The 26,922-nt window shown below is 72.1% G+C and carries 25 protein-coding genes; 15 read left to right on the top strand and 10 right to left on the bottom strand.

The features are described from left to right. The 7 genes from CR165_RS12575 to CR165_RS12545 all read right to left on the bottom strand — a co-directional run bounded on the left by CR165_RS12575 (position 1) and on the right by CR165_RS12545 (position 7,037). Positions 1-1,278, bottom strand: coding sequence for a TRAP transporter large permease (locus CR165_RS12575; protein ID WP_109517338.1), 1,278 nt, complete (start codon positions 1,276-1,278; stop codon positions 1-3). Then, the gene (locus CR165_RS12570; RefSeq protein WP_109517337.1) at positions 1,275-1,781 is read right to left on the bottom strand and encodes a TRAP transporter small permease; all 507 of its coding nucleotides are present in this window, start codon (positions 1,779-1,781) and stop codon (positions 1,275-1,277) included. The genes CR165_RS12575 and CR165_RS12570 overlap by 4 nt, the downstream gene beginning before the upstream one ends. Beyond that, the gene (locus CR165_RS12565; RefSeq protein ID WP_109517336.1) at positions 1,778-2,461 is read right to left on the bottom strand and encodes a cyclase family protein; all 684 of its coding nucleotides are present in this window, start codon (positions 2,459-2,461) and stop codon (positions 1,778-1,780) included. The genes CR165_RS12570 and CR165_RS12565 overlap by 4 nt, the downstream gene beginning before the upstream one ends. A gap of 31 nt (positions 2,462-2,492) precedes the next feature. Beyond that, complete coding sequence (locus CR165_RS12560; RefSeq protein WP_109517335.1) at positions 2,493-3,482, bottom strand: TRAP transporter substrate-binding protein; 990 nt, start codon at positions 3,480-3,482, stop codon at positions 2,493-2,495. A gap of 320 nt (positions 3,483-3,802) precedes the next feature. Then, the gene (locus tag CR165_RS12555; RefSeq protein ID WP_109517334.1) at positions 3,803-4,006 is read right to left on the bottom strand and encodes a hypothetical protein; all 204 of its coding nucleotides are present in this window, start codon (positions 4,004-4,006) and stop codon (positions 3,803-3,805) included. Next, entirely contained in the window at positions 4,003-5,427 is a 1,425-nt protein-coding gene (locus CR165_RS12550; protein WP_109517333.1) for an amidase, read from the bottom strand. The genes CR165_RS12555 and CR165_RS12550 overlap by 4 nt, the downstream gene beginning before the upstream one ends. Next, entirely contained in the window at positions 5,424-7,037 is a 1,614-nt protein-coding gene (locus tag CR165_RS12545) for an ABC transporter substrate-binding protein (RefSeq protein ID WP_109517332.1), read from the bottom strand. Before CR165_RS12545 ends, CR165_RS12550 begins: the two co-directional genes overlap by 4 nt. Positions 7,038-7,232: 195 nt before the next feature. Between CR165_RS12545 and cydD the strand changes: the two genes are divergently transcribed. The 7 genes from cydD to CR165_RS12510 all read left to right on the top strand — a co-directional run bounded on the left by cydD (position 7,233) and on the right by CR165_RS12510 (position 17,225). Beyond that, positions 7,233-8,966: a thiol reductant ABC exporter subunit CydD gene (gene cydD, locus CR165_RS12540; RefSeq protein WP_245906381.1), complete on the top strand. Its 1,734-nt coding sequence runs from the start codon at positions 7,233-7,235 to the stop codon at positions 8,964-8,966. Beyond that, entirely contained in the window at positions 8,963-10,636 is a 1,674-nt protein-coding gene (locus CR165_RS12535) for an ATP-binding cassette domain-containing protein (RefSeq protein ID WP_109517331.1), read from the top strand. Before cydD ends, CR165_RS12535 begins: the two co-directional genes overlap by 4 nt. Before the next feature lie 85 nt (positions 10,637-10,721). After that, positions 10,722-12,305: a cytochrome ubiquinol oxidase subunit I gene (locus tag CR165_RS12530; RefSeq protein WP_109517330.1), complete on the top strand. Its 1,584-nt coding sequence runs from the start codon at positions 10,722-10,724 to the stop codon at positions 12,303-12,305. A 6-nt stretch (positions 12,306-12,311) separates the two neighbouring features. Next, positions 12,312-13,460 carry a cytochrome d ubiquinol oxidase subunit II gene (gene cydB / locus CR165_RS12525; RefSeq protein WP_109517329.1) on the top strand — a complete coding sequence of 383 codons (1,149 nt, stop codon included), beginning with the start codon at positions 12,312-12,314 and terminating at the stop codon, positions 13,458-13,460. A gap of 19 nt (positions 13,461-13,479) precedes the next feature. Further along, a complete protein-coding gene (gene cydX / locus CR165_RS12520; protein WP_109517328.1) occupies positions 13,480-13,590 on the top strand; it encodes a cytochrome bd-I oxidase subunit CydX in 111 nt (36 codons plus the stop codon). Further along, the gene (locus tag CR165_RS12515) at positions 13,587-13,919 is read left to right on the top strand and encodes an ArsR/SmtB family transcription factor (RefSeq protein ID WP_245906379.1); all 333 of its coding nucleotides are present in this window, start codon (positions 13,587-13,589) and stop codon (positions 13,917-13,919) included. The genes cydX and CR165_RS12515 overlap by 4 nt, the downstream gene beginning before the upstream one ends. 120 nt (positions 13,920-14,039) lie before the next feature. After that, the gene (locus tag CR165_RS12510; protein WP_181378139.1) at positions 14,040-17,225 is read left to right on the top strand and encodes a S8 family serine peptidase; all 3,186 of its coding nucleotides are present in this window, start codon (positions 14,040-14,042) and stop codon (positions 17,223-17,225) included. Between the two features lie 12 nt (positions 17,226-17,237). On the opposite strand, the gene CR165_RS12505 is transcribed toward CR165_RS12510, so the two are convergent. Together CR165_RS12505 and CR165_RS12500 are read right to left on the bottom strand one after the other, a co-directional pair. Beyond that, a complete protein-coding gene (locus tag CR165_RS12505; RefSeq protein WP_146201897.1) occupies positions 17,238-18,485 on the bottom strand; it encodes a hypothetical protein in 1,248 nt (415 codons plus the stop codon). A gap of 175 nt (positions 18,486-18,660) precedes the next feature. Further along, positions 18,661-19,503 carry an IclR family transcriptional regulator domain-containing protein gene (locus CR165_RS12500; RefSeq protein WP_245906377.1) on the bottom strand — a complete coding sequence of 281 codons (843 nt, stop codon included), beginning with the start codon at positions 19,501-19,503 and terminating at the stop codon, positions 18,661-18,663. Between the two features lie 401 nt (positions 19,504-19,904). Here CR165_RS12500 and CR165_RS12495 point away from each other — a divergent pair, with 401 nt between their 5' ends. From CR165_RS12495 to CR165_RS12460, 8 genes are all read left to right on the top strand, one after another. Further along, positions 19,905-21,032, top strand: coding sequence for an ABC transporter substrate-binding protein (locus tag CR165_RS12495; protein ID WP_109517324.1), 1,128 nt, complete (start codon positions 19,905-19,907; stop codon positions 21,030-21,032). 4 nt (positions 21,033-21,036) lie between these two features. Further along, entirely contained in the window at positions 21,037-21,906 is an 870-nt protein-coding gene (locus CR165_RS12490) for a branched-chain amino acid ABC transporter permease (RefSeq protein WP_109517323.1), read from the top strand. After that, entirely contained in the window at positions 21,903-22,781 is an 879-nt protein-coding gene (locus CR165_RS12485) for a branched-chain amino acid ABC transporter permease (protein WP_109517322.1), read from the top strand. Before CR165_RS12490 ends, CR165_RS12485 begins: the two co-directional genes overlap by 4 nt. Further along, on the top strand, positions 22,778-23,527 hold the full coding sequence (locus CR165_RS12480) for an ABC transporter ATP-binding protein (protein WP_109517321.1): 750 nt from the start codon (positions 22,778-22,780) through the stop codon (positions 23,525-23,527). The genes CR165_RS12485 and CR165_RS12480 overlap by 4 nt, the downstream gene beginning before the upstream one ends. Further along, positions 23,524-24,258, top strand: a complete 735-nt coding sequence (locus CR165_RS12475; protein ID WP_109517320.1) for an ABC transporter ATP-binding protein — start codon at positions 23,524-23,526, stop codon at positions 24,256-24,258. Before CR165_RS12480 ends, CR165_RS12475 begins: the two co-directional genes overlap by 4 nt. A gap of 12 nt (positions 24,259-24,270) precedes the next feature. After that, positions 24,271-24,546: a muconolactone Delta-isomerase gene (gene catC, locus CR165_RS12470; protein WP_109517319.1), complete on the top strand. Its 276-nt coding sequence runs from the start codon at positions 24,271-24,273 to the stop codon at positions 24,544-24,546. Positions 24,547-24,620: 74 nt separating this feature from the next. Beyond that, entirely contained in the window at positions 24,621-25,547 is a 927-nt protein-coding gene (locus CR165_RS12465; protein WP_109517318.1) for an SMP-30/gluconolactonase/LRE family protein, read from the top strand. A 15-nt stretch (positions 25,548-25,562) separates the two neighbouring features. Beyond that, positions 25,563-26,447: an MBL fold metallo-hydrolase gene (locus tag CR165_RS12460; RefSeq protein WP_109517317.1), complete on the top strand. Its 885-nt coding sequence runs from the start codon at positions 25,563-25,565 to the stop codon at positions 26,445-26,447. 59 nt (positions 26,448-26,506) lie between these two features. On the opposite strand, the gene CR165_RS12455 is transcribed toward CR165_RS12460, so the two are convergent. Further along, complete coding sequence (locus CR165_RS12455) at positions 26,507-26,890, bottom strand: VOC family protein (protein WP_109517316.1); 384 nt, start codon at positions 26,888-26,890, stop codon at positions 26,507-26,509. Between the last annotated feature and the right edge of the window lie 32 nt (positions 26,891-26,922).

The raw sequence follows: 26,922 nt of genomic DNA, 5'->3' as shown, positions 1-26,922 counted from the left end.
TCAGCGCATCCAGCGCAGCGGGCCGAGCACCAGCCAGGGCATCATCACCAGCGCCAGCAGCACCACGATCTGCGCGGTGAGGAAAGGCATCACGCCCCGCACCACCGCGCCCATGCGGACCCGCCCCACCGAGCAGACCACGTTCAGCACCGTGCCCACCGGCGGCGTCAGCAGGCCGATGGCGTTGTTCATGATGAACAGCACGCCGAAATAGACCGGGTCGATCCCCGCCTCGCGCACGATGGGCATCAGCACCGGCGTCAGGATCAGGATGGTGGGGATGAAGTCGAGCGCCGTGCCCACCACCACCACCAGCAGCATGATCGCCAGCATCAGGAGGATGCGCTCGCCCATGAAGGGCTCGAGCAGGCCGCGCACCTCGCCGGGGATGTCGGCGATGGTGATGAGGTAGGCGGAGACAGCGGCCGCGGCCACCAGGAACATCACCGCCGCGCTGGTCCGCACGGCGGCCAGCATGACCTTCGGCAGGTCGCGCGGGTGCAGCTCGCGATAGACCAGCATGCCCACCGCCAGCGCATAGACCGCCGCGACCACCGCCGCCTCGGTGGGCGTGAAGATGCCGAAGCGCAGGCCGCCGATGATCAGCGCCGGCAGGCCGAGCGCCAGCCCCGCCTCCTTCAGCGCCTGCAGTCGCTCGGCCCAGCTCGCCCGCGGCAGCACCGCCGCCCCCTCGTTGCGGGCGCAGACCGCCCAGGTGACCGCCAGCGCCAGCCCCATCAGGATGCCCGGCACGATGCCGGCCAGGAACAGCGAGGTGATGGAGACATTCGCCGCCACGCCGAAGACGATGTAGCCGATCGAGGGCGGGATGACGGGGGCGATGATGCCGCCCGCCGCCATCAGCCCGGCCGAGCGCGGCACGTCGTGCCCGGCCTGCTTCATCACCGGCAGCAGCACCGCCGCCAGCGCCGCCGTGTCGGCCACCGCCGAGCCGGAGAGGGAGGCGAGGAAGATGGCGGCGATGACCGCCACATAGCCCAGCCCGCCGCGCACATGGCCGACCAGCTTCATCCCCAGCCCGACCAGCCGGCGCGAGAGGCCGCCGGCGTTCATCGCCTCGCCGGCCAGCATGAAGAAGGGGATGGCCAGCAGCGGGAAGCTATCCGCGCCGTTGATCATCTGCAACGCCAGGCCCTGCGCGTCGAAGGCGTCCAGGTGCCACATCAGCGCCAGGGATGAGACCATCAGCGCGAAGGCGATCGGCATGCCGAGCGACATGGCGGCGAGCAGCACGCCGGCGAAGATGAGGAGCGTCATGCCCCCGCCTCCCCTTCCATGTCGCGCGCCGGCGGCTCGCGCCCGGCCAGGGCCGCGGCGAGATCGGCCAGGGCGACGAGGCCGAGGCCGGCCCCAGCCACCACCGCCGCCGCATAGGTCCAGCCCAGCGGCACGCCGGAGACGGGCGCCAGGTTGCCCATGTTCATCGCCGCCTGCGCCCAGGCGCCCCACAGGAAGACGCCGCAGCAGAGCAGCATCAGCAGGTCGGAGACGATGCGGCAGACACGCCGGCCCGCCTTCGGCAGCGCGTTCGTCACCAGGTCGAAGCCCAGATGCCCGCCCTGCCGCAGCACCACCACGGCGCCGAGGAAGGTGAGCCAGACGAACAGCAGGCGCGACAGCTCGTCGCTGACGGTGATGCCGGAATCGAAGGCGTAGCGCAGCACCACATTGCCGAACACCATGATCACCATGGCCCCCAGCGCCAGCACCAGCAGCCACTCCGCCAGGGAGAAGGCGCGGTCGGCCAGGCGCCCGATCATGCGGGAAGGCCCTCCGGCAATCCCTCGATGGCGAAGATCCGCGCCGGCGCGCCATCGGCGCCCGGGATCAGCAGCGGCGCGGCGCAGAGGAAGGTGCGCGGCCCGGCCAGGGCGCTGGTGTTCACCAGGTACTCGATGAGGGTGACGCCGTGGCGCAGCAGCACGTCGTGCGTCACGTGCTGGTCGAAGGGCACCTCCTGCTGGTCCAGCAGCAGGCGGATGGGGAAGTCCTGCGGGAAGTCGAAGGCCACCGCCTTCGGCCGCAGCGTGGCGAGGTGCTCCGCCGCGTCGCGGGTCAGCCAGGGGGCCTCGGTCCAGAATTCGCGGGTGTTGTAGTCCCGCTGGCGGTCCCAGCCGGCGGAGAGCAGCAGGATCTCGCCCTCCGGCCCGCCGGGATCGGCGGCGCGCAGCCGCGCCGCGTCGATCGCCGCGTTGGCCGGCGCGTCGCGCAGGTTCAGGATGCGCGCCGGCCCCACCACGCGGTCGAGCGGCGTGCTCTCGATAGTGGGGGCATCGGCCAGGATGTGCGCCTGCGCGTCGACATGGCTGAAGCCATGGCAGGGGCCATCCAGGCGGCTGATGCGGAACTGGTCGCCGGCGGCGATGTCGCCGGCGATGGCGATCTGCGTACGCCAGCGGAAATGCGGCGCGATGGGCATGGAAAGGTCGATCAGGCGCATCGCGCCGCTACTCCCAGGCTGGTGCGGCGATTCAGGCGCCGGTGGAGAGGATGGCTTCGGGCAGCTCGGCGCCGTAGCGGCCGGCGTAGTCGTCGCGCACCGCCTCGGCGACGATCTTCGCCATGGAATCGCGGTCCGGCGCCTCCACCACCTGCATCCCCTCCTGCTTCAGCTTGGCGATGGAGCCGGGCTCGGCCTCCTCGTTCATCTGCCGCTGCTTCGGCGTGACCTCGGCAGCGACGGCGCGCACCAGATCCTGCTGCGCCTTCGGCAGCGCCTCCAGCCGCTGCTTCGACATCGCCAGGATGCCGGCGGTGTAGGCATGCCGCGTCAGGCTGAGATGCTTCTGCACCTCGTGGAAGCGCGCGTTCAGGATCAGCGTGGTCGGGTTCTCCTGCCCGTCCACGGTGCGCGTCTCCATGGCGGTGAACAGCTCGGTGAAGGGCATCGGCAGCGGGTTGGCGCCGAGCAGCTGGAAGGCCTTGATGTGCGCCGGGTTGGGCGTGGTGCGGATCTTGAGGCCGCGCACATCCTCGGCGTTCTGCACCGCGCGCCGGGAATTGGTCAGGTTGCGGAAGCCGATGTCCCAGAAGCCCAGCGTGACCAGGCCGGAGGCTTCCAGCTCGGGCTTCAGCTTGTCGCCGATCGGGCCGTCCAGCACGGCGGCCACATGCTTGCGGTCGCGGAACTGGAAGGGCAGGTCGAGCACGTTCAGCTTCGGCGCCAGGCCGGTGAAGAACGGGTTGCCCGTCAGCGCGATGTCGAGCGTGCCGCCGCGCGCGGAGGAGATGGTGGTGGGGTCGCTGCCCAGCGCGCCATTTCCGAAGACCTGCACGGTCAGCGCGCCGTTGGAGCGTTCCTTCAGCGTCTGCGCGAAGAGCAGCGCGGCGCGGTGCCAGCTGTCGGATTCGGGGTGGGGGTGGGCGAAGCGCAGGCGGGTGGCCTGGGCGCGGGCGGTGCCGCCCAGCCATGGCAGGGCCAGGCCCGCGGCCAGGGCCGCGCGGCGGGTGATCTTCGTCATGAACGTATCCTCGTCTTTTGGCCTGATACACTCGGCGGTATACAGAATAATGCCATTCTGACGCGGCGATGCAAGCGTGCTCCGGGACCGCGAGGCCAGCCGGCGCCAGGATTCACCAGCCTGTCGCGGCCGGCGGAAGCAAAGTTGATGGAGATGGCGGCGCTGTCATCCGGCCCGCGCCGCCCACCACCTGCCGCCTGCCACGCCGGCAGCGACATGGCGGGGGCGGCGCGAAAGGGCCGCCGGAGGCGGCATGGCCTCTGGCAGCCTCGGGCGGCCGTACGAGAACCGGGAAGCGCGCTTCGCCCCCCGGCGACCCTCTACCCGCGGCCGGCGTGATCCGGCGCGGGCACCGGATGCTCCAGCCGGAACACCGTCACCGGCTCCTGCGCGACGGGGCGCGGCACCCGCAGCAGCTTCGCGGCCGCCTCCAGGTCCATCACCATGCGCTCCAGCGGCGCGATCTCGCTCTCGGGCACGGAGAGGCCCAGGGCGCGCAGGCGCTGCGCGAAGCCGTCGCTCATGCCGCCATCTCCGCCATCGCCAGCGCGGGGCGCCGCGCGCGGGTGCCGAGCGCCCGCTCCACCGCGCTGCCCACCTTCAGCACCAGCGGGTCCTCGAAGGCACGGCCGCCGATCTGCAGGCTCACCGGCAGCCCCTCCGCCGAGAAGCCGCTGCATACCGAGACGGCCGGGCTGCCCGTCAGGTTGAAGGGCCGGCTGAAGAAGGGCGGCAGCGCCGCGCCCAGCATGTCCACCCCCATCGGCCCCGCCACGTCGCGCGCCGAGGGGAAGACCAGCACGTCCACCTCGCGCAGCGCCGCCCGCACCTCCTCCACCAGCCGCCCGCGCTCGCGCTGGGCGTTGATGTAGTCGGCCGAGGAGACGAAGGCGCCGGCCATCAGCCGGCGGCGGCCATAGCTGCCATACAGCTCCGGCGTCGCCTTCAGCGATTCCGCGTGCACGGCGTAGGATTCGGCGCGCGAGATCAGGTTGCCCACCGCGCTCCACAGGCCGAAGGGCGAGAGCCGCACATCGGTGAGGGTGGCGCCGAGGCCGCGCAGCGCGCGCAGCGCATCCTCCACCCCCGCCAGCACCGCCGGCTCGCAGGGCACGTCCTCCTCGTAGAAGTGGCGCACCACGCCGACGCGCAGCCCGGCGAGGCTGCCCGGATCGCCGAGCGCGGCCGAGAAATCCGGCACCGGCACGTCGGCGCTGCCGGGGTCCAGCGGGTCATGCCCCGCCAGCACCGCCATCATCAGCGCGCAATCCTCGGCGGTCCAGCACATCGGCCCGGCATGATCGAGCGAGAAGGCCAGCGGCAGCACGCCGCGCCGGCTGACCAGCCCGTAGGTCGGCTTGTGGCCGGCGATGCCGCACCAGGCGGCGGGGGCGCGGATCGAGCCGCCCGTGTCGGTGCCCATGGCGCCCGGGCACAGCCCCGCCGCCACGGCCACCGCCGAGCCGGTGGAGGAGCCGGTGGGGTCGCGCTCCGTGTCCCACGGGTTGCGCGCCGGCGGCCAGGGCAGGTCGAAGGAGGTGCCGCCGATGGCGAATTCCCAGGTGGAGAGCTTGCCGAACAGCACCGCCCCCGCCTCGCGCAGGCGGCGGATGGTGGTGGCGTCCTCCGCCGGCACATGGTCGCGGAACAGGGCGGAGTGGCCGGTGGTGGGGATGCCGGCCGTCTCGTAGATGTCCTTGATGCCGATGGGAATGCCGTGCAGCGGCCCGCGCCAGCGCCCGGCGGCGATCTCCGCCTCCGCCTGGCGCGCCGCCGCCAGGGCCGGCTCCTCCAGCAGCAGCAGCACACTGTTCAGCCGCCCGTCCAGCGCGTGGATGCGGTCGAGGCAGCTCTGCATCAGTTCGACCGGCGAGAGCCGCCGGTCGCGGATCAGCGCCGAGAGCTCGGCGATGGTCCTGAAGTGCAGCGGGGTCTCGCCGCTCATTTCATGTCCACCCGCGTCAGGTCCTGGAACCAGGACTGGGCCGAGACGAAGCCGGTGACGCGGCTGGACATGGCGCGCGGGTTGAGGTCGTGCACCACGTAGAGCCAGGGGGCGCCATCGACCAGGCGCTCATGCGCGGCGCGGATGGCGGCCTGGGATTCCGCCGGGTCGCTGGTGGTCTCGATGCGGCGGAACGCCTCGTCGAAGGCCGGGTCTATCCAGTGGCCGGCATTCGAGCCGCGCGGCGCGGCGTTGGCGCCGAGGAACCAGCGCGCCATCTGCGACGGGTCGGAGGAGACGAGCGAGATGTTGACCGCATCCGCCCCCAGCCAGGCCGGCTGGTCCGGTGCCGCGCGCTGCGCGCCGAGCAGCGTGTTCCACTCCACCGTGCGGAAGCTGACCTCCACGCCGCAATGCTCGCGCAGCGATTCCTGCAGCGCCTCGTTCATCGGCAGCGGCAGCATCTGGCCGGAGCCGGAGGTGGAGATGCCGACCACCAGCTTCAGCGGCTTCTGCGGGCCATAGCCGGCCTCGGCCAGCAGCGCGCGGCCGCGCTTCGGGTCCAGCGTATAGGCGTTCTCAGGCTTGCCGAAGAGAGGGTTGCTCTTGTTGTAGAAGCCCACCGCCGGCTCGGCCGTGCCGTTCAGCAGGCCCACCAGCCCCTCGCGGTCGAAGCAGTAGTTCAGCGCCTGACGCACCCGCACATCGGTCACCGGGCTGCCCGCCTTGCCGGCGGCGAAGACCCAGGGCCAGACATGCGGGTAGGAATTGGTCACCACCTGGAAGCCGGCCTGCTTCAGCGAGGGGATGCCATCCGGCGGCGGCACCTCGATCCAGTCCACCTGCCCGCTGCGCAGCGCGGCCAGGCGCGCGGTTGCCTCCGGAACGGGCATCAGCACGATGCGGTCGAGCTTCGCGCGGCGCGCCGTGTCCCAGTAGTTGTCGTTGCGCGTCAGCTCGACGCTCTGGCGCGGCACGAAGCGGGTGATGCGGAACGGCCCCGTGCCGGCCGGGGCGAGCGCCACCTTCGCCCAGTCCCGCCCCGCATCCTCCCACGCCTTGGGCGAAGCGAAGAGGATGTAGACGGAGAGGTAGGGGAAGTAGGAGATCGGCCGCGCTGTCTCGATCTCCACCGTGAAGTCGTCGATCTTGCGGTAGGCGGCGAGGCCGGCGACACGGCCGCGCGTGATGGCGGCGCCCTGCGCCTCGGCCTGCGGCGCGCCTTCCCGGAAGAAGCGGTCCATGTTCCAGATGACGGCATCGGCGTCGAACGGCGCGCCATCGTGGAAGCTGACGCCGCGGCGCAGGTGGAACACCCACTTCTTCGGGTCGGAGGGGTCCTGCTCCCAGCGCTCGGCGAGGCCGGGGCGCAGGCCGGCCAGCCTGTCGGGGCTGGAGAGGTCCCACAGCACGAGGCTCTCGAACACCGGGTAGCCGAGGAAGCGCATGCCCTCGTAGCCATTGTTCGGCATGCCGGTGGTGGTCGGCACGTCGGCGGCGGTCATGGCGATGCGCAGCACCTTCTGCGGTGCCTGCGCCTGCGCGCCGCCCATTCCAGCCCAGCTGGCCGCGGCCATCATGGCGGCGGCGGCGATGATGCTCGTCTTCATCACGTGCGGTCTGTCCCTGCATGAGGATACGCAGGGCACAGCAAGTTCCATGCCGCCGGTCGCGGCGCCGCGCGTGAAGCGGCCGTTCATAAACGGCCAAATATATAAGCGCTCCGTTCTGAAACTTGATGCAGCGCAAGGCCCCCGCCAAGCCCAGGTTCTAAAGCAGCGCCGCGCAACCAAGGATGTTCCGGCGTGGCCCCGCGCGAGACCGCCTCCCTCAGCTTCGAAGCCCCTCTCCTGCCGCAGGCGCCGGGGCAGGTCCCGCAGGCCGCGCCCGTGCCCGCGGCGGCCCCCTCCCCCCCGCGTCGGCCGCGCGCCACCCCGCTGCCCGCCGGCGTGCGGCGCGGCGCGCTGCTGCAGGCGCTGGCCGGGCTGCTCTGGCTGCCGCAGGCGGCGCTGCTGGCGCTGGCCGTGGCACGCCTCGCCGAGGGTGGCGGGCTGGCGGAGATGCTCTGGCCCGCCGGGCTGGTGGCGCTGCTCGGCCTCGCCCGGGCGGGGCTTGAGGCGCGCGGCGGGCGCATCGCCTTCGCCGCCGCGCGCGCCCTGCTCGGCACGCTGCGGGCGGAGGCGCTCACGGCGCTGGCCACGCGCTCGCCGCTCGACGCCACCCGCCCCGCCTCCGGCGCCGCCGCCAGCGTGCTGGCCGAGCAGGCCGAGGCGGTTCTGCCCTACCTGCTGCGCTTCCGCGCCGCGCGGCTGCGCGCCACGCTGCTGCCGCCACTCATCCTGCTCGCCATCCTGCCCTTCTCCTGGCTGGCGGCGCTGGCGCTGCTGCTGGCGGCACCGATGATCCCGCTCTTCATGGCGCTGATCGGCCTGCGGGCGAAGGCCGCCAGCGAGGCGCGGCTGCTGGAGCTGGGCGGCATGAACGGCTTCCTGCTGGACCGGCTGCGGGGGCTGGCCAGCATCCGTGCCCTCGGCGCCGTGGAGGCCACCGCCACCCGGCTGCGCGCCCAGGCGGAAAGCCTGCGGGAGCGGAGCATGGCGGTGCTGCGCATCGCCTTCCTCTCCTCGGCGGTGATGGAGCTGTTCTCGGCGCTCGGCGTGGCGCTGGTGGCCGTCTATGTCGGTTTCCACCTGCTCGGGCAGTTGGAGGCCGGAAGCTGGGGCGCGCCGCTCAGCCTCGGCGGCGGGTTGTTCATCCTGCTGCTGGCGCCGGCCTTCTTCGAGCCGCTGCGCGAGATGTGCGCCGCCTGGCACGACCGCGCCGCCGGCGAGGCCGCGCTCGGCGCCCTGCGCGCCCTGGCCGCGCCTGATGCGCTCGCCCTGCCCGGCGCGCTGGAGGCCGCCCCCGCGCCCCGGCCGGCCCCGCCCCCCGCCCTCCTGGCCGAGGGCCTGCGCTTCCGCCACCCCGGCGCGGCGCGCGATACGCTGGCGGAGATCTCCCTCTCCCTCGCGCCCGGCGAGCATGTGGCGCTGCTGGGGCCGAGCGGCACCGGCAAGTCCACCCTGCTCGCCCTGCTGGCAGGGTTGGCGGAACCCGGCGCCGGGCGCATCCGCATCGGCGGCGTGCCGCTCGACGCGGCGAATGCCGCCGCGCTGCGCCGCCGCATCGCCTGGGTGGGGCAGCGGCCGCACCTCTTCGCCGGCTCCCGCCATGCCAATGTGGCGCTGGGCCGCGCCGGGCTCGGCCGCCCGGAGACGGCGCGCGCCCTGCGCCTGGCCGGCCTCGGCGCGGAAGGCGGGGTTGGCGAGGGCGGCGCCGGCCTCTCGGGCGGCGAGGCGCTGCGCCTGGCGATGGCCCGCGCCCTGGCCGACCCCGCCGCCACCCTGGTGCTGGCCGACGAGCCCACCGCGCATCTGGATGCCGCCACGGCGGCCGCCCTCACCGAGACGCTGCTGGCGCTGTGCCAGGGCCGCACCCTGCTGCTGGCGACGCACGACCCCGTGCTGGCGGCGCGCATGGACCGGGTGATCACGCTATGAAGGCACTCCTCCCCCTGCTGGCGCTGTTCTGGCGGGAGCGGCGCGACGCGCTGCTCGGCGGCGCGGCGCTGGCGGCGCTGACCACCCTGGCGGGCGCGGCGCTGCTCGGCCTCTCCGGCTGGTTCATCACGGCCACGGCCCTGGCCGGAGGAGCCGGCGCGCTGGGCTTCGACGTGTTCCGCCCCGCCGCCGGCATCCGCCTGCTGGCGCTGGTCCGCACCGCCGGCCGCTATGGCGAGCGGCTGGTGACGCATGACGCGACGCTGGCCCTGCTGGCGGCGCTGCGCGAGCGGCTGTTCCGCGGCTGGGCCGCGCCCGGCGCCGCGCGCCACCTGCTGGCCCGCCCCGCCCGGCTGCTGTTCCGCCTCACCGCCGATGTCGATGCGCTGGACGGGCTCTATCTCCGCCTGCTGGTGCCGGCCGGCGCGGCGCTGGCCGTGGCACTGGCCACCGGTCTGGCGCTCGGGCTGCTGCACCCGGCGCTGGGGGCGGGCATGCTGGCGCTGCTGCTGGGGGCGGGGCTCCTGGTGCCGCTGCGGGCGGCGCGGGCGGGGGCGCGGCCCGCACGCCGCCGTGCCCTGGCAACCGAGGCGCTGCGCGCCCGCGCCATCGACCTGCTCTCCGGCCAGCCGGAGCTGCTGATGGCCGGCCGCCTGCCGGCGCAGCACGCCGCCACGCTGCGCGCCGAGGCCCGCCTCGCCGCCGCCGAGGACACCGCCCACCGCATCGAGACCCAGGCCGGGCTCGGCTTTGCACTGGCCGGCACGGCGGCGCTCTGCGGCACGCTGCTGGCGGTGGGCGCGCTGGCAGAGGCCGGGCGCATCACCGCGCCGCAGGCGGCGCTGGCGCTGCTGCTGGCGCTTGCCGCGCTGGAGCCCTTCGGCGCGCTGCGGCGCGGCGCGGTGGAGTTGGGCCGCACCTTGCTGGCCGCCCGCCGCCTCGCGCCGCGCCTGGCGCCCGCGGCGCCCCCCGCCCCCCTGCCGCTGCCCGCCACGGGCGAGGCGCTGCGGCTGGAGAGCGTCACTGCCGGACACGAGGGCGCCGCCCACCCGGCGCTGCGCGGCATCAGCCTGCGCGTGGCGCGGGGTGAGCACGTGGCGGTCATCGGTGCCAGCGGCGCGGGCAAATCCACCCTGCTGGCGCTGGTGGCCGGCGAGCTGGCGCCGTGGGAGGGGCAGGTGGCCGCCCTGCCCGCCACCCTGCTGACCCAGCGGACCGAGCTGTTCCAGGACACGCTGCGCGGCAACCTGCTGCTGGCCGACCCCACGGCCGACGATGCCCGCCTCTGGCGCGCGCTGGCCGATGCGGGCCTCGCCGCGCATGTCGCCACCCTGCCCGAGGGGCTGGAGGCGCGCCTCGGCGAGGGCGGCGCCGGGCTTTCCGGCGGCCAGTCCCGCCGCCTGGCGCTGGCCCGGCTGCTGCTGCGCGGCGCCCCCCTCTGGCTGCTCGACGAGCCGACCGAGGGGATGGACGGCGCCCTCGCCGCCGATGTGCTGGCCCGCCTCGCCGCCCGGGCGGAGGGCGCGAGCCTGCTGATCTGCACCCATCTGCGCCGCGAGGCCGCGCTGGCCGACCGGCTGCTGCTGCTGGAGGAAGGCCGCCTCGTGGGCGAGCACCGGCGGGGCGAGGCGGGCTTCGCCGCCGCCCTCGCCGCGCTGCGCCCCGGCTGAGGCGCCGCCCCGGGCTTCACGGCCGACGCGCTCCGGCGCCGGCCGCAACATCGAGAGGACGCCGGCTGCACCCCGGCGGGATCGGATGGAACTCGACGTCGTCGCGTTGTCACGGCTGCAATTCGCCCTGACCGCGCTCTACCACTTCCTCTTCGTGCCGCTGACCATCGGCCTGTCGATCCTGCTGGCCATCATGGAGACGGTCTATGTCATGACCGGCCGCGCCGTGTGGCGGGAGATGACGCGCTTCTGGGGCACGCTGTTCGGCATCAACTTCGTGCTCGGCGTGGCCACCGGACTGACCATGGAATTCCAGTTCGGCATGAACTGGAGCTACTACAGCCACTATGTCGGCGACATCTTCGGCGCCCCGCTCGCCATCGAGGGGCTGATGGCCTTCTTCCTGGAGGCCACCTTCGTCGGGCTGTTCTTCTTCGGCTGGGACAGGCTCTCGAAGCTCGGCCACCTCGCGGCCACCTGGGCCGTGGCGCTCGGCTCCAACCTCTCGGCGCTCTGGATCCTGATCGCCAATGGCTGGATGCAGAACCCCGTCGGCGCCGCCTTCAACCCGCAGACCATGCGGATGGAGGTGGCCGACTTCTGGGCCGTGCTGTTCAACCCGGTGGCGCAGGCGAAGTTCGTCCACACCGTCTCGGCCGGCTATGTCACGGCGGCCCTCTTCGTGCTCGGCGTCTCCGCCTGGTACCTGCTGAAGGGGCGGCACGTGGCGCTGGCGCGGCGCTCGATGACGGTGGCCGCCTCCTTCGGCCTCGCCGCCTCGCTCTCCGTCGTCGTGCTCGGCGACGAGAGCGGCTACCTGGCCACTGAGCACCAGCAGATGAAGCTCGCCGCCATCGAGGCGATGTGGGAGACGGAGCCGGCGCCCGCCGCCTTCACCGCCTTCGGCTTCCCCGACCAGGAGGCGCGCGAGACGCACTACGCCATCCACATCCCCGGCCTGATGGGGCTGATCGCCACCCGCTCGCTCACCACCGAGGTGCCGGGCATCAAGGCGCTGGTGGCGCGGGCGGAGGAGCGGGTGCGCCAGGGCATCCTGGCCTATGACGCGCTCCAGCAGATCCGCGCCCTGCCGCGCGGCGCGGCGGTGCCGGCGGCGTTGCAGCAGGCCTTCGAGGCGCATGGCCGCCAGCTCGGCTACGCCTACCTGCTGCGCCGCTACCTCGACGACCCCCGCGAGGCCACGCCGGAGCAGATCAGCCGCGCGGCCTGGGACACGGTGCCGCAGGTGGCGCCGCTGTTCTGGTCGTTCCGGATCATGGTCGGGCTCGGGATGTTCTTCATCCTGCTCACCGCCACCTTCTTCTACCTCTCTGCCCGGCACCGGCTGGACCGGCACCGCTGGCTGCTCTGGGTGGCGGTGTGCAGCATCCCGCTGCCCTGGGTCGCCGCCGAGTTGGGCTGGATCGTCGCCGAATACGGCCGCCAGCCCTGGATCATCGAGGGCGTGCTGCCCACCGCCATGGCGGTCTCGCATCTCGGCGTCACCGAGGTGCTGCTGACCATCGCCGGCTTCACCCTGATCTACAGCGTGCTGGCGGTGGTCGAGATGGGGCTGATGCTGAAGGCCATCCGCAAGGGACCGGCATCCTCGGCTCCCGCGCATCCCGCAGCTCCCGCGGCGCCGCTGCGCGCCCTGCCGGCGGAGTGACGTGCCATGATCCTGCATGAACTGCTCGACTACCCCACCCTGCGGCTGATCTGGTGGGCGCTGCTCGGCGTGCTGCTGATCGGCTTCGCCGTGGCCGACGGCTTCGACCTCGGCGTCGGCGCGCTGCTGCCCTTCGTCGGCCGCACCGACATGGAGCGGCGCGTCGCCATCAACAGCATCGCCCCCACCTGGGAGGGCAACCAGGTGTGGCTGATCCTCGGCGGCGGCGCCATCTTCGCCGCCTGGCCGCCGCTCTACGCGGTGTCCTTCTCGGGCTTCTACCTCGCCATGTTCGTGGTGCTGGCGGCGCTGATCCTGCGCCCCGTCGGCTTCAAGTACCGCGGCAAGCGCGACGACCCGCGCTGGCGCATGGCGTGGGACTGGGCGCTGTTCACCGGCGGCTTCGTCCCCGCGCTGATCTTCGGCGTGGCGGTGGGCAACGTGCTGCAGGGCGTGCCCTTCCGCCTTACCGAGGAATACGGCATCCGCTACGAGGGCAGCTTCTTCGGCCTGCTCAACCCCTTCGCCCTGCTCTGCGGCGCGCTCTCGCTCTGCATGATGGTGATGCATGGCGGCGCCTGGCTCTCGCTGAAGGCCAGCGGCCCGGTCGCCGAGCGCGGCCGGCGCTACGGCGGCGTGGCGGCGCTGGCGGCGATCGGCCTGTTCGCGCTCGGGGGCGTGTGGGTGGCGCTGATGGCGGGCTACCGCATCACCAGCCCGATCGATCCCGCCGGCCCCTCCGCGCCGCTGCTGAAGGAGGTGGCGCGGGAAGGGGCGGCTTGGCTCGCCAACTACGCCGCCCACCCGTGGATGCTGCTGGCCCCCGCCTGCGGCTTCCTGGGGCTGCTGGGCGCCCTGCTCGGCCTGCGGGCGGGGCGGGAGGTGAGCACCCTGCTGTGCAGCAAGCTCGCCAATTTCGGCATCATCAGCACGGTGGGGCTGTCGCTCTTCCCCTTCCTTCTGCCCTCCTCGCTCGACCCCCGCTCCAGCCTGACGGTGTGGGACAGCTCCTCCTCGCACCTGACGCTGTTCATCATGCTCGTCGCCACGGTGCTCTTCCTGCCGCTCATCCTCGCCTACACCGCCTGGGTCTACCGGGTGCTGTGGGGCAAGGTGGACGAGCACAGCGTGCGCGGCAGCGCCGACAGCTACTGACCGGAAAGGAAACCGCCCGATGTGGTACTTCGCTTGGCTGCTGGGCCTCCCCCTCGCCGCCGCCTTCGCCGTGCTGAACGCCATGTGGTTCGAGCTGATGGAGGAAGGGCGCGGCGCGCCGGAGACATGAGCGGGCGGGAGGCCATGCCGGCGCAGGCCGAGGCCCTCCAGCTGCAGGCCAGCGCCACCCAGGCGGCGGCGCTGCTGCGGCAGCTGGCCAGCGAGCCGCGCCTGCTGCTGCTCTGCCACCTGACGGAGGCGGGCGAGATGACGGTGGGAGCGCTCACGGCACGCCTCGGCCTGTCGCAGCCGGGTGTCTCGCAGCATCTGGCCCGGCTGCGCGAGGATGGGCTGGTGGTGGCGCGGCGGGAAGGCACCACGCTCCACTACCGCGTGGCTGACCCGCGCGTGGCCCGGCTTCTCGCCCTGCTGCGGGACATGTTCTGCACCCCGCGATAACGGCTTCCGAAGCCGCTCCGGCGTCGTCCGGGCACGGAAAGGACTCTTTGTGCCTCTTTAACCAATTGGAGCGGGCACTTGCCTACCCCTGCCTCCTGCACAGCAGGCAGGAGGCAGGTGGTGGCACAGTCCTTCAACGACCCCGGATACGCCGCGCAGTGGGAGCTTCAGGACGGCACGGGCATCAACGCCACACCGCTCTATGCGCAGTACACCGGCGCCGGCATCCGCATCGGCATCGTCGATGCCGGCGTCAACTACGCGTTGCGCGATCTGGGCGGCCAGATGGACGTGGCGGCAGATTACGACGCCCTCGAGGGTGATGACGACGCCAGCACCACCTCCGGCGACCAGCATGGCACCACGGTCGCGCTCATCATCGGCGCGCGGGCCAACAACGGCATCGGCGATATCGGCGCCGCCTTCGGTGCAAGGCTGGTCGCCTACCGCTTCGACACGCGGGATGCGCGCACCGTGGCGCAGGAGACGGCGCTGCTGGCCCTGCAGCATCAGGTCGATATCTCGCAGAACTCCTGGAGCCGCTCGGGCGAGTACTTCCGCGACGATTTCGGTAGCGCGGAGTATGCCGGGGCCGCCGCCGCCATCCTGCACGCGGCGTCGGCGGGGCGTGGCGGCCTCGGCACCGTCATCGTGCGCTCCGCCGGCAACAACGGCGCCACGGGCGACGACGTCAACAGCCACAGCTACCTCAACAACCGCCACAGCATCGCCGTCGGCGCCACGGATTCCACCGGCGCGGTGCAGCCCTTCTCCAACCCCGGCGCGGCGTTGCTGGTGGTGGCCCCGGCCAGCGCCACCTCCTGGGCGGCGCCGCTGGTCTCGGCCACCGTGGCGCTGATGCTGGAGGCCAACCCCGCCCTCGGCTACCGCGACGTGCAGACCATCCTCGCCCTCAGCGCCAGGGTGACGGACGCCGCCGGCGCCGGCTGGCTGGTCAATGCCGGCACCGGCTGGAATGGCGGCGGCCTGCATGTCTCGCGCGGGGCCGGCTTCGGGCTGGTGGATGCGCAGGCCGCGGTGCGGCTGGCCGAAAGCTGGCGCACCGCCCCGGCCACCGAGGCCAGTCTCCACACCGCCAGCGCCACCTCCGGGGGGGTGCTGGACCTGCCCGATCTCGGCACCGCCAGCCAGGGTGTGACGATCGAGGGTGATCTGCTGGTCGAGCGGGCGGAGATCTCCGTGGACCTCCTCCACGCCAGGCCCGGCCAGCTCCGGATCACCCTGATCTCCCCGGGCGGCACGGAGAGCGTGCTGCTCGATCAGCTCGGCCTCGGCCGCTACAAGGAGGTGGATGGCCATCTGGTCTTCACCTTCAGCAGCGTGCAGTTCCTCTGGGAGCAGGCGCGGGGCGAATGGACGCTGCGGGTGGAGGACCTCGCCGCCGGGACGGGCGGCCGGCTGGCGAGCTGGTCGCTGACGCTCTACGGCGCGCCCGCCAGCGACGACACGGTGCATGTCTTCACCGATGAGTATGCCGCGCAGGTGGCCGCCGATCCAGGCCGGACGCTCCTGCAGGATGACGCCGGCACCGACACGCTGAACGCCGCCGCCGTCACCACCGCCTCGCTGATCGATCTCTCGCCGGGCGGGGCCAGCCGCATCGCCGGGCAGGTGCTGGTGCTGGCGCCCGGCACGCGCATCGAGAACGCCGATGGCGGCGATGGCGGCGACACGCTGATCGGCAATGCCGCCGCCAACCGCCTCGACGGCCACCGCGGCAATGACACGCTGCGCGGCATGGCGGGCGACGACACGCTGATCGGCGGCGAGGGCGAGGACCGCCTCGATGGCGGCAGCGGCAACGACCTGATGGCGGGCGGCGCCGGCAACGACACCTACATCGTCGATTCCACGGGCGACCGTATCGAGGAGCGCGCCGGGGAAGGCCTCGACACGGCGGAAGCCAGCGTCAGCCACGTGCTGTCGGCGGGCGTGGAATGGCTGCGCCTGATGGGCGCCGAGCGGCTGAACGGCACCGGCAATGCCGGCGAGAACGTGCTGATCGGGAACGAGGCGAACAATGTGCTGGATGGCGGGGCCGGCGACGACTGGCTGCTGGGCCGCGGCGGCGACGACACGCTGATCGGCGGCGCGGGGAATGACCGGCTGGATGGAGGCGCCGGGCGCAACCGCCTGGCCGGCGGCCCGGGCGACGATCTCTACCTGATCGCCGCCGCCGGCAACGAAGTGGTGGAGAAGGCCGGCGAGGGCACGGACACGGTGCAGAGCTGGGCCAGCTTCGTGCTGCCGGCGCATGTCGAGCATCTCCAGCTGATGGGCAACGCGAAGATCCACGGCACCGGCAACAGCCTGGCCAACACCATTGCCGGCAATGCCCAGAACAACATCATCACCGCCGGCGCGGGCGACGACACCGTGCACGGCATGGCGGGTCACGACACCCTCGATGGCGGCGCCGGTGCGGACCGGCTGGAGGGCGGCATGGGCGACGACATCTACATCGTCGACGACAACGGCGACCTGGTGGTGGAAAGGCCGGGGGAAGGCCTCGATGCGGTGCGAAGCTGGATCAGCCACATCCTGGCGGCGAATGTCGAGCAGCTCCGCCTGATGGGCGAGCAGGCGCTCGATGGCGCGGGCAATGCCGGGAACAACATCCTCTACGGCAATGCGGCCGGCAACATCCTCTCCGGCGAGGATGGCGACGACATCCTCTATGGCGAGGGCGGGAACGACACGCTGTTCGGCGGCGCCGGCAACGACCAGTTCCATGGCGGCGCCGGAACCAACCAGATGATCGGCGGGCTTGGCGACGACATCTTCCACGTCGCGCACTCCAAGGATTCCGTGATGGAGAACGCCGGCGAAGGCTGGGACACGGTGCAGAGCTGGATCAGCCACACCTTGCCCGAGGCGGTGGAGGCGCTGGTGCTGCGCGGCAGCCAGCCCCTGCGCGGCACCGGCAACGCGCTGGACAACCTCATCCTCGGCAATGCCCAGGCCAACCGGCTGTCCGGCGGGGGCGGCAACGACACGCTCGACGGGGGGCATGGGCCGGACATCCTGACAGGCGGCAGCGGCGCGGACCGCTTCATCCTCCAGGCCGGCCAGGGCACGGACCACATCACCGATTTCCGCCCCGCCGAAGGCGATGTGGTGGTGCTGCAGGGCTTCCCGCCGGCGGCGGCGGACGGCTGGCCGGCGGGCTACTGGCTGCAGCAGGCCGGCGCGGACGTGCTGCTGCAAGACGCCAGCGGCACCGCGCTGGTGCTGGACGGCATCCAGCTCTCCGCCCTCTCGGCGCAGGATTTCCTGCTGGGCTGAAGCGGCCGTGGGTCAGGCGGCGATGCGGGGCTCCCGCAGCTTGGTCGACCAGGCGAACTGGTCGTCCGAGCCCTTCTCGTCGAAGCCGGAGGCGAAGCAGCCACGGCGCAGCACGAACTCCGCCGCCCCGTCCTGCAATTCCAGAGGGATCTCCACCCGCTCCTCCGCGGGCCCGGCGGTGAGCAGGCATGGATAGCCCTCCGCCTCCCCGCCGAACACCTCCAGCGCGCGCCAGCCCGTGGCGTTGTGGAGCTGCGGCGCCTCGGCGCGGAAGGACAGGGTGCAGGCGCCGTCCGGGCCGGGCACGGTCCGCCGCAGGCTGCCCAGCACCAGCGGGCCCAGCACGGTGGTGCCGCCGATCTGCCGTGCCTCGGAACTCCGGAAGCTCAGCTCCCAGCCTTCCTCCACGGGGACGGCAACGCTGCGCCCGGGAAGATGGCGCGCCTGCCGGGCCACGGCTTCCACCGCGCTGCCCTGCGGCGCACCGAGGCCGAGGCGCAGCAGGGACAGCAGCGACAGATGCGGCGAGGCCTCCCCCACCGCCCAGCGCGCCAGGTTGAGGCAGTGGTCGGCCTCGACCATCTCGCCGCGGTAGAGATGCGCCCGCGCGCGGAGCATCTGCACCGCGTGGCAGGCGCCATAGGCCGGGTAGGCCCCGGCCACGGCCGCCAGCTCCTCCAGCGGCGCGGCAGCGGCCAGCCGGTCCATGAACAGCGACATGCGGCGCTGGCGCTGCAGCGTGGCGCCGATGTTGTGCTCACCCCCCGGGCAGACGAACAGGCCGGGAAAACCGACCGCCTGGAACCGCTGGAGGTTGAGGATGTCGATCGGTTCCGCATCGCCGAACAGGATGAGGTGCTCGTTCTCGCCGGGCGTGTCGAGGTCGGTCGGCGCATGGAGGGCGTTGGCGTCCAGCCAGCGCTTGTGGCGCACCACGTTGCGCCCGTGCCGGGCGGTGTCCAGCGAGAAGGGCGGCGACATGGCCAGGATGCGCGCGCCCGGGAACAGCCGGCCCAGGCTCAGCGCGCCATAGGCCCCCATGCTGATGCCGAGGAAGGTGACTGTCGCATAGCCGCCCCCGTTGACGATGCCGCGGCAGGCCTCGATCAGCGCGTCCCGCCCGGCGGGATTGTGGAACCAGCTGCGGCTCTGGTCCCGCAGCAGCAGGCTGTCCGCCTGCGGGCGGTTGGTCAGCGTGCGGTAGAAATCGTAGGATTTCAGACGTTCCCGTACGTCGCCGACGCCCGTCAAGGCAACCACGAGATGGGTGGCCGAAGCGGAAGCGAAGTATTCGCCCTCATAATCCCCGAAAGACAGCAGACGGGGCAGGGAAGAACGGGAAGCGGGCAGTGCCATGCGTGGGCATTGCAATGGAATAACGGCAAAAATCAAGTCGCGAAGCTGTGCCCCGTCAACCGCGCGGCGGATTTTTCCCTCACCATGGCAAAGCCAGGGTTGCGATGCGCTCGGCGGCGGCACGCAGGGCGGGTAGCATCTCCCGCCGCATCTGGGCCAGCGAGACCCGCGCCGCCGAGGCGCCGATGTTGAGCGCCGCGACCGTGCGCCCCGCGGGGTCCGGCACCGGCACGGCGATGGAGCGGCTGCCCAGCTCGGTCTCGCCATCGATGATGGCATGGCGCTGCCGCCGCGCCTCCTGGATGCGCTGCCGGAACAGGGCGGGGTCCACCACCGTGCGCTCGGTCCAGGGGGCCAGCGGGTAGCGCGCCATCCAGGCTTCCAGCGCCTCCGGCTCCAGCCCGCCCAGCAGCACCCGGCCCAGCGCCGTGCAATGCGCCGGCAATCGCGTGCCGATATCGATTCGCGAGGAGAAGACGCGCCGCGCCTCGACCCGCGCCACATAGACCACCTCCGCCCCGTCCAGCACCGCCAGCGAGCAGCTTTCGTTGAAGTGGTCGCTGATGGCCTGCAGGTGCGGCCGCGCCGCCTCGCTGCGGCCGAAGGAGGCGAGGTAGCCATGGCTGAAGCGCAGCACCTTCGGCGTCAGCCAGAACAGCTTGCCGTCGCTGGCCAGGAAATCCAGCTCCGCCAGGGTCAGCAGGAAGCGCCGCGCCGTGCCGCGGCTGAGGCCGGTGAGCGCGGCCACCTGGGTCAGCGTCATCCGCTCCCGCCCCGGCCCGAAGGCGCAGAGCACGGCCAGGCCCCGCTCCAGCGACAGCACGAACTCGAGCCCGCGCGCTCCCCCGCCCCCCGCCGTCTCGCCGGCGTCCTGCCCGCCGCTGTCCTGCCCTGTCTCCGCGAGGTCGGGATCCGTTCGCACGCCCTGCCTTTCCGCCACGCGCCGCCCTGTCATGCGCGACAAGGAGCGCCGCCGGATTAACGCCGCCTCATGCGGCGGGGCAAGAGCGAATGCTTGTTGCGCCGCAAAGGAACTTCACTCTTGACAGGCCTTGCGCGAGGGTCCGAGGTTGCGGTCGGAAACGGACACTTGTCCGTCTGCCGGACATTTGTCCGCAGATGGACCATGCGGCGAACAGGCCGCGCGACAACGAAACAGCGTCCCGCGCAGCAAGCGCGGGCGGGGGAGGAAGGTGCGCCATGCGCGGAACCGCAGCGGAAGGAGGCATGGCCGCGTCCGGACGGGATGGCTCCTGTGCCCGCCCCGCCAGGCCCTCTTCCCCCGGCAGACAGCCAGAACACGTCCAGGAGGAGAAGCAGATCATGAACAAGCATGTCCTGAGCCGCCGTGGCTTCGTCGCGGCCGGCGCCGCGGTGCTGACGGCGCCACGGCTCGCCAGCGCCCAATCCGCGCCGCATGTGGTGGGCACGCTCTTCCCCATGTCGGGGCCGAACGCCGAGTATGGCGGCCTGTTCACGAAGGGGATCGAGCTGGCGCTGGAGCATATCCGCGCCGACAACATGCTGAAGCGGCCCATCACCATGGCGGTGCAGGACAGCCTGGCCACGCCGCAGGGCGGCGCGGTGGGCATGACCAAGCTGGCCAATGTGGACAAGGCCGTGTGGGTGATGATCGGCTTTACCGGCGTCTCCAAGGCGGCGGCGCCGATCGGGACGCGGGCCAAGGTGATGATGGTCAATGGCGGCGGCGTCGGCCCCGACCTCGCCGGCCTCTCGCCCTACTACTGGAACGTCATCCCGCTGGTGAACCAGGAGGTGCGCGCCCTGCTGCCCTGGCTGCAGAAGGAGAAGCTCAAGCGCATCGCCCTGATCTATGTGGACGACCCGCTGGGCAACAGCGTGGTGCAGGAGCTGCGCAAGGGCCTGGCCGAGACGGGCGGCGAGCTGGTGGGGGCGCACAGCATCCCGCCCGCCACGCAGCAATTCGCCGCCATCGCCGCGCGGGTGCGGGATTCGAAGCCGGACGCGGTGTACTTCGCCAGCTATGGCGCGCAGCAGTCGCAGATCATCAAGCAGCTGCGCGACAACGGCATCACCCAGCAGATCATCACCTATTCCGCCGGCACCATCCCCTCCGTCGTGGGGCTGCCGGAGAGCGAGGGGCTGATCGTCACCAGCCAGGTCTCCGACTGGGACCAGGGCGACCCGGTGACGCAGCGCTTCGTCAAGGACTGGCGCGCCAAGCACAATGGCGACCCGACCAGCTACAACCAGAACTACTACAACGCCATGCGCCTCTTCGCGCTGCTGGCGCAGGGGCTGGAGAAGGCCGGCACCGAGGTGACGGGCGAGAGCCTGCTGGCCGAGCTGCAGCGCGTGCGGCGCTTCGCGCTGGTCGGCGGCGAGGGCGTGCTGGAGGATGGCGGCACCATGGCCATGCCGCTGCAGATCGGCCAGATCCGCGGCGGCCGGTTGCAGAAGATCGCCTGATTCGATGCTGTTTCTTCAGCTTTTCATCAGCGGCCTGCAGACGGGGGCCATCTACGCGCTCACCGCTGCGGGCTTCGCGCTGATCTTCGGCGCCACGCGGGTGTTCCACGTGGCGCATGGCGCCACCTTCGCGCTGGCGGGCTACGCCTACCTCGCCTGCACCGATGCCGGCCTGCCCTGGCCGGTCGGCATCCTGGCCGCGCTGGCCCTTGCCGTGGCCTTCGGGCTGGCGATGGATGCCTTCGTCTACCGGCCCATCCAGCGGCATGAGGGCTCCTTCTTCACCGTGTTCGTCGCCGCCTTCGGCATGAGCATCGTGGTGCAGAGCGTCATCGAGCTGGGCTTCGGGCGCGGCTTTGTCAGCGTCAGCTCGGAGCTGACGATGGCGCGGCAGGTGGCGCCCGGCATCTATCTCGCCGACATCTTCTGGGTGGCGGCGGGCGTCGCCATCGCGCTGTTCGTGCTGGTCACGCTGTTCCTGGAGCGGACGCGGGCCGGCATCGGGCTGCGCGCGCTCTCGGAAAACCCGGAGCTGCTGCGCGCCTACGGCCTCTCCTCCCGCCGCCTCTCCATGCTCGCCTTCGGGCTGGGCTCGGCGCTGGCGGTGCCGGGAGCGATCCTCACCACCATGACCTCCGGCCTGCAGCCGGCCATCTCGCACCAGGTGATGCTGATCAGCCTCGCCGCCGCCGTGGTGGGCGGCATCGGCAGCCTGCGCGGCGCGGCGCTGGCCGGGCTGCTGCTGGGCGTGGTGGAGAACCTCGTCATCGGCGTGCTGGACACGCAGTGGAGCGCGGCGGCCGGCTTCGTCGTGCTGTTCGCCTTCATCCTCTTCAAGCCCAGCGGCCTGTTCGGCCAGGCGGTGACCCGATGACCGCCTATCTCCTCAACCTCGCCACCCTGGCCACCATCTTCGGCATCCTGGCCGCCAGCCTGAACCTGCTGATCGGCTATGCCGGCATCTTCAGCGTGGCGCACGCGGTGTTCTTCGGCCTCGGCGCCTATGCCGGCGCGCAGGTGGCCATGCTAGTGGTGCCCGACGTGCTGCTGGCCTGCCTCGCGGGCGGAGCGCTGGCCGCGCTGCTCTCGCTCGGCCTCGCCCTGCCGGCGCTGCGCGTAAGGGGCGAGTATTTCGTCGCCGCCAGCCTCGGCCTGCAGATGATGGCGGTCACGGTGTTCTCCGAGGCGCACGGCTTCACCGGCGGGCATGGCGGGCTGGTCGGCATCCCGCTGCCCACCCTGCTCGGCTTCGATGTCTCGGCGCAGGGCACCTTCCTCACCCTCTGCCTCGTCATCCTCGGGCTGATCCTGCTCGCCATCCGCCTGCTGATGCGCGGCAGCTTCGGCCGCGCGCTGATGGCGATCCGCGACAGCGAGAGCGCGGCGGAGGCCTTCGGCAAGGATGTGCGGCAGCTCAAGACGCTGGTGGTGGTGCTGGGCTGCGCCCTGGCCGGCGTCGGCGGCGCGCTGTTCTCCTTCTACATGATGTTCGTCAACGTCGAGAGCTTCACGCTGGAGCAGTCGATCCTGATCATGGCCATGGTCATCATCGGCGGCACGGCGACGCTGGCGGGGCCGCTGGTCGGCGTGCTGCTGCTGCTGCTGCTGCCCGCCGCCCTCTCCTTCCTGCCCTTCATCCCGCCGACGCAGATCGGCGCGGTGCAACAGTTCATCTACGGTCTGGCCATGGCACTGCTGATGATCTTCCGGCCCGCGGGCATCGCCGGCCAGTCGGCGGGGCGCCGATGAGCGCGCCGCTGCTCTCCGTCCGCGGGCTGGACAAGAAGTTCGGCGGGCTGGCCGCGGTGCAGAAGGTCGACATGGACCTGCGCCCCGGCGTGCTCACCGCGCTGGTCGGGCCGAATGGCGCGGGCAAGACCACGCTGTTCAACCTCATCACCGGCAACATCGAGGCCGATTCCGGCGAGGTGCTGCTCGACGGCGCCTCGATCCGCGGCCGCTCGCCGCACCACATCGCCCGCATGGGCGTGGCGCGCAGCTTCCAGGACCTGCGGCTGTTCGGCCGCATGACGGTGCGGGAGAACGTGCTCGCCGCCATCGAGCACACCGCCTGGCTGTGGCAGCCGGGCGGGCGCTCCGCCCGCCGCGCGCGGGAGGCGGCGGTGGACCAGGCGCTGGAGCGGACCGGCCTCACCGCGCAGGCCGGGGCGCGGGCCATGGACCTCGCCTATGCCGAGCGGAAATTCCTCTCGGTGGCCCGCATCCTGGCGACGGGCTCGCGCATCTGGCTGCTCGACGAGCCGGCCTCGGGGCTCGACGTGAACTCGCGCGCCCGCTTCGTCTCGCTGGTGCGGCAGGCGGCGGCGGAGGGCGTCACCATCTGCCTGATCGAGCACAACCTCGACATCGTCACGGAGCTCGCGGACCGCATCGCCTTCCTCGACCGTGGCGCCAAGCTGGCCGAAGGCGAGCCGCAGGAGATCCTGCGCGATCCGGAGCTGATCGGCATCTATTTCGGGGAGCGCCGCACATGAGCGCCTCACTCCAGCCGCAGGCGGCGCCGCCGGCGCTCGCCGTGCGCGGCCTCGGCGCCGGCTATGGCGGGCGCGAGGTGCTCTCGGGCCTCGACCTGGAGGTGCCGCAGGGCGAGGTGCTCTGCCTCGTCGGCCACAACGGCGCCGGCAAGTCGACGCTGATGAAGCTGCTGTTCGGCCTGCTCACGCCGAACAGCGGCAGCATCCATCTGCGCGGGCAGACCATCGTGCCGCGCCCGGACCAGATGGCGCGCGAGGGCGTGGCCTTCGTGCCCGAGGGGCGCGGCGTCTTCCCCGGCCTCGCGGTGCGGGAGAATTTCGAGCTGGCGCTGTGGTCCGCCCGGCTCGACGCCGCCGAGGGCGCCCGCCGCACCGAGGAGGTGCTGGAGGTGCTGCCGCGCATCCGCGAGTTCTGGACGCGGCGCGCCGGCACCCTCTCGGGCGGGCAGCAGCAGATGGTCTCGATCGGCCGCGCGCTGCTCTCCCGCCCTTCCATCCTGCTGCTGGACGAGCCCTCCATCGGCCTGGCGCCCAAGACCTTCCAGGACCTGATGACGCCGATCCGCGCGCTGCAACAGCGCAGCGGCATGACGATCCTGCTGGTGGAGCAGAATGTGGGCGAGGCCTTCGCGGTCTCCGACCGCGTGGCGGTGATGAAATCCGGCCGCATCATCTTCCGCGGCGTGCCGGCCGACCTGTCCGACCATGCGAAACTGATGGAAATGTTCTGAGGAGACGACGCGATGCTGTTTCATGTGCAGATGGAAGTGCGCCTGCCGCACGACATGCCCGCCGCGCAGGCGGATGACATCAAGGCGCGCGAGAAGGCCGTGGCGCAGGACCTCCAGCGCCAGGGCAAGTGGCCGCATCTGTGGCGCGTGGCTGGCCGCTACGCCAACATCTCGATCATCGACGTGCCGGACGCCGATGCGCTGCACGCGCTGCTGAGCAGCCTGCCCCTGTTCCCCTACATGGACATCCAGGTGACGCCGCTGGCCCGCCACCCCTCCGCGATCTGAAACTTGCAGAAAGAAGATGGGGGCGCGGGGGAATTCCTTCCCCCGCACTTTGACTGGCTTGAGGAACGTCGAACATGTCTGAGTTGAAGGTTCTGGCCGAGGGGCTGCGCTTCCCCGAGGGCCCCGTGGCGCTGCCCGACGGCTCCATCGCCCTGGTGGAGATCGCCGCCCAGGTGGTCAGCCGCGTCGCGCCGGACGGCACGCGCAGCGTCATCGCCCGCCCCGGCGGCGGCCCGAACGGCCTGGCGATGGGCCCGGACGGCCAGCTCTACCTCTGCAACAATGGCGGCTTCGGCTGGCACGAGGAGCCGGGCATCCTGCGCCCCACGCACCAGCCCGAGGATTACTCGGGCGGCCGCATCGAGCGCATCGACCCCGCCACGGGCGCGGTCACGGTGCTCTACACCGAATGCGATGGCCGCCCCCTGCGCGGCCCGAACGACCTGGTGTTCGACAACCAGGGCGGCTTCTGGTTCACCGATCTCGGCAAGGTGCGGGCGCGGGACCGCGACCATGGCGGCGTCTACTGGGCGGCGGCGGATGGCTCGCGCATCGTCGAGGCGGCGCACCCCATCCCCGGCGGCGGCAACGGCATCGGCCTCTCGCCCGATGGCCGCACCCTGTACGTGGCGGAGACGGAGACGGGACGCCTCTGGTCCTGGGAGATCCTCGGCCCCGGTAAGCTGCGCAAGAACCCTTGGCCGGTGGTGCATGGCGGCACGCTGGTCTGCCAGTTCCCCGGCTTCCGGCGGCTGGACAGCCTGGCCGTCACCGCCGCCGGCAATATCTGCGTGGCGACGCTGGTGAGCGGCGAGATCACCACCGTCTCGCCCGCTGGCCAGATCCTGCATGTCGAGAAGATGCCAGAGGTGATGCCCACCAACATCTGCTTCGGCGGCGCGGACCGGCGCACCGCCTACATCACCCTCTCCACCACCGGCAAGCTGGTCTCGATGCCCTGGCACGAGGCCGGGCTGGTGCTGAACCACGAGACGGCCTGAGAGGACGACACCCCCTTGCCCCCGCTTCCCACCGAGCAGGTTCCCGGCCTGCACCACCTGCGTGTCGGCGAGATCGTCGTCACCGCCGTCAGCGACGGCTTCCTCAACGCCTCCAACGCGGTGCTGCAGAACATCGCGCCGGAGGAGATCGACCGGCTGCTGACGGAGAGCTTCCGGCCGACGCCGCGCCGCACCTCGGTCAACACCTTCCTCATCCGCGCGGGCGGGCGGGCGGCGCTGGTGGATACCGGCTGCGGCGGCAGCCTCCAGGCGAGCGCCGGGAAGATGCTCGGCAACCTCGCCGCCGCCGGCGTGGCGCCGGGCGAGATCGACACGGTGCTGCTGACCCATCTCCACCCCGACCATTCCAACGCGCTGGCGGATGCCTCGGGCCAGGCCATCTTCCCCGGCGCGACGCTCGGGATGCACGCGGCGGAGCTGGCCTACTGGGAGGATGACGGCGCCGCCAGCCGCGCCGGCGCCAGCGGCCAGGGCGTGCCCTATTTCGCCGCCGCCCGCACCCAGGTCGCGCCCTACCGCGACCGGCTGGCCCTGTTCGCGGACGGGGCGGAGATCTTCCCCGGCGTCACCGCCGTGCATCTTCCCGGCCACACGCCGGGGCATTGCGGCTACCTGATTGCCTCCGGCGAGGACAGCCTGCTGATCTGGGGCGACATCGTGCATGTGCCGGAAGTGCAGGTGGCGCGGCCGGAGGTGACCATGCAGTTCGACGTGGACCCGGCCCAGGCCGCCGAGACACGGCGCCGCGTCTTCGACCGGGTGGCGGCCGACCGGCAGCGCTTCGTGGGGATGCACGTGCATTTCCCGGGCTGCGCCCGGCTGGCGAAGGACGCCCAGGGCTACCGGCTGGTGCCGGAGGCCAGGGACCTCGCCTTCTGAGGAAGACCAGGGAGAGAAGGAATTCTCTCCCCGGACCCCTCTCATCTTTTTCTGTCAGTTCAGCCGCGGCGTTCCAGCAGCTCGATGCGCACCTTGTCGGGGGCGTCGATGAAGGCAATGCGCAGGCCGGGGCGCACCTCGCGCGGGCCGGAGGTGAGCGGCACGCCCTTCCCCGCCAGTTCGGCAATGGCGGCATCCAGGTCCGGCACCGTCAGGCCGATATGCTCGATGCCCTGGAAGGGCGCCGGCGGCGGCTTCGGCGTCTCGGGCGGCACGGCCTCGATGAACAGCATCAGCCCGCCGAGATCCAGCATGATCCGCAGCGCGCCATTGACGTCCTGGCGGCCGGTCTCCCGTGCCTCCAGCGCCGAGACGTAGAAGCGGGCGGCCGCCTCCGGGTCGGGGCTGCGCAGGTGCAGGTGGTCGATGCGGCAGGCGGTCATTCCCGCGTCCTCCTTGGATGAGCCTCCACTTG

The organism is Teichococcus aestuarii (assembly GCF_003116135.1).
GTDB lineage: Bacteria > Pseudomonadota > Alphaproteobacteria > Acetobacterales > Acetobacteraceae > Pseudoroseomonas > Pseudoroseomonas aestuarii.
The sequence above is the reverse complement of the archived record's forward strand: the minus strand, read 5'-3'. Positions and strand labels throughout refer to the sequence as shown.

What these genes read in the sequence shown, in the direction of transcription:
- CR165_RS12480 (WP_109517321.1), top strand. Translation starts at nt 22,778, where the DNA reads ATGAGCGCGCCGCTGCTCTCCGTCCGCGGGCTGGACAAGAAGTTCGGC.
- CR165_RS12535 (WP_109517331.1), top strand. Translation starts at nt 8,963, where the DNA reads ATGAAGGCACTCCTCCCCCTGCTGGCGCTGTTCTGGCGGGAGCGGCGC.
- catC (WP_109517319.1), top strand. Translation starts at nt 24,271, where the DNA reads ATGCTGTTTCATGTGCAGATGGAAGTGCGCCTGCCGCACGACATGCCC.
- CR165_RS12555 (WP_109517334.1), bottom strand. Translation starts at nt 4,006, where the DNA reads ATGAGCGACGGCTTCGCGCAGCGCCTGCGCGCCCTGGGCCTCTCCGTG.
- CR165_RS12515 (WP_245906379.1), top strand. Translation starts at nt 13,587, where the DNA reads ATGAGCGGGCGGGAGGCCATGCCGGCGCAGGCCGAGGCCCTCCAGCTG.
- CR165_RS12495 (WP_109517324.1), top strand. Translation starts at nt 19,905, where the DNA reads ATGAACAAGCATGTCCTGAGCCGCCGTGGCTTCGTCGCGGCCGGCGCC.
- CR165_RS12530 (WP_109517330.1), top strand. Translation starts at nt 10,722, where the DNA reads ATGGAACTCGACGTCGTCGCGTTGTCACGGCTGCAATTCGCCCTGACC.
- CR165_RS12465 (WP_109517318.1), top strand. Translation starts at nt 24,621, where the DNA reads ATGTCTGAGTTGAAGGTTCTGGCCGAGGGGCTGCGCTTCCCCGAGGGC.
- cydB (WP_109517329.1), top strand. Translation starts at nt 12,312, where the DNA reads ATGATCCTGCATGAACTGCTCGACTACCCCACCCTGCGGCTGATCTGG.
- cydX (WP_109517328.1), top strand. Translation starts at nt 13,480, where the DNA reads ATGTGGTACTTCGCTTGGCTGCTGGGCCTCCCCCTCGCCGCCGCCTTC.
- CR165_RS12475 (WP_109517320.1), top strand. Translation starts at nt 23,524, where the DNA reads ATGAGCGCCTCACTCCAGCCGCAGGCGGCGCCGCCGGCGCTCGCCGTG.
- CR165_RS12560 (WP_109517335.1), bottom strand. Translation starts at nt 3,482, where the DNA reads ATGACGAAGATCACCCGCCGCGCGGCCCTGGCCGCGGGCCTGGCCCTG.
- CR165_RS12565 (WP_109517336.1), bottom strand. Translation starts at nt 2,461, where the DNA reads ATGCGCCTGATCGACCTTTCCATGCCCATCGCGCCGCATTTCCGCTGG.
- CR165_RS12550 (WP_109517333.1), bottom strand. Translation starts at nt 5,427, where the DNA reads ATGAGCGGCGAGACCCCGCTGCACTTCAGGACCATCGCCGAGCTCTCG.
- CR165_RS12490 (WP_109517323.1), top strand. Translation starts at nt 21,037, where the DNA reads ATGCTGTTTCTTCAGCTTTTCATCAGCGGCCTGCAGACGGGGGCCATC.
- CR165_RS12455 (WP_109517316.1), bottom strand. Translation starts at nt 26,890, where the DNA reads ATGACCGCCTGCCGCATCGACCACCTGCACCTGCGCAGCCCCGACCCG.
- CR165_RS12485 (WP_109517322.1), top strand. Translation starts at nt 21,903, where the DNA reads ATGACCGCCTATCTCCTCAACCTCGCCACCCTGGCCACCATCTTCGGC.
- CR165_RS12570 (WP_109517337.1), bottom strand. Translation starts at nt 1,781, where the DNA reads ATGATCGGGCGCCTGGCCGACCGCGCCTTCTCCCTGGCGGAGTGGCTG.
- CR165_RS12545 (WP_109517332.1), bottom strand. Translation starts at nt 7,037, where the DNA reads ATGAAGACGAGCATCATCGCCGCCGCCGCCATGATGGCCGCGGCCAGC.
- CR165_RS12575 (WP_109517338.1), bottom strand. Translation starts at nt 1,278, where the DNA reads ATGACGCTCCTCATCTTCGCCGGCGTGCTGCTCGCCGCCATGTCGCTC.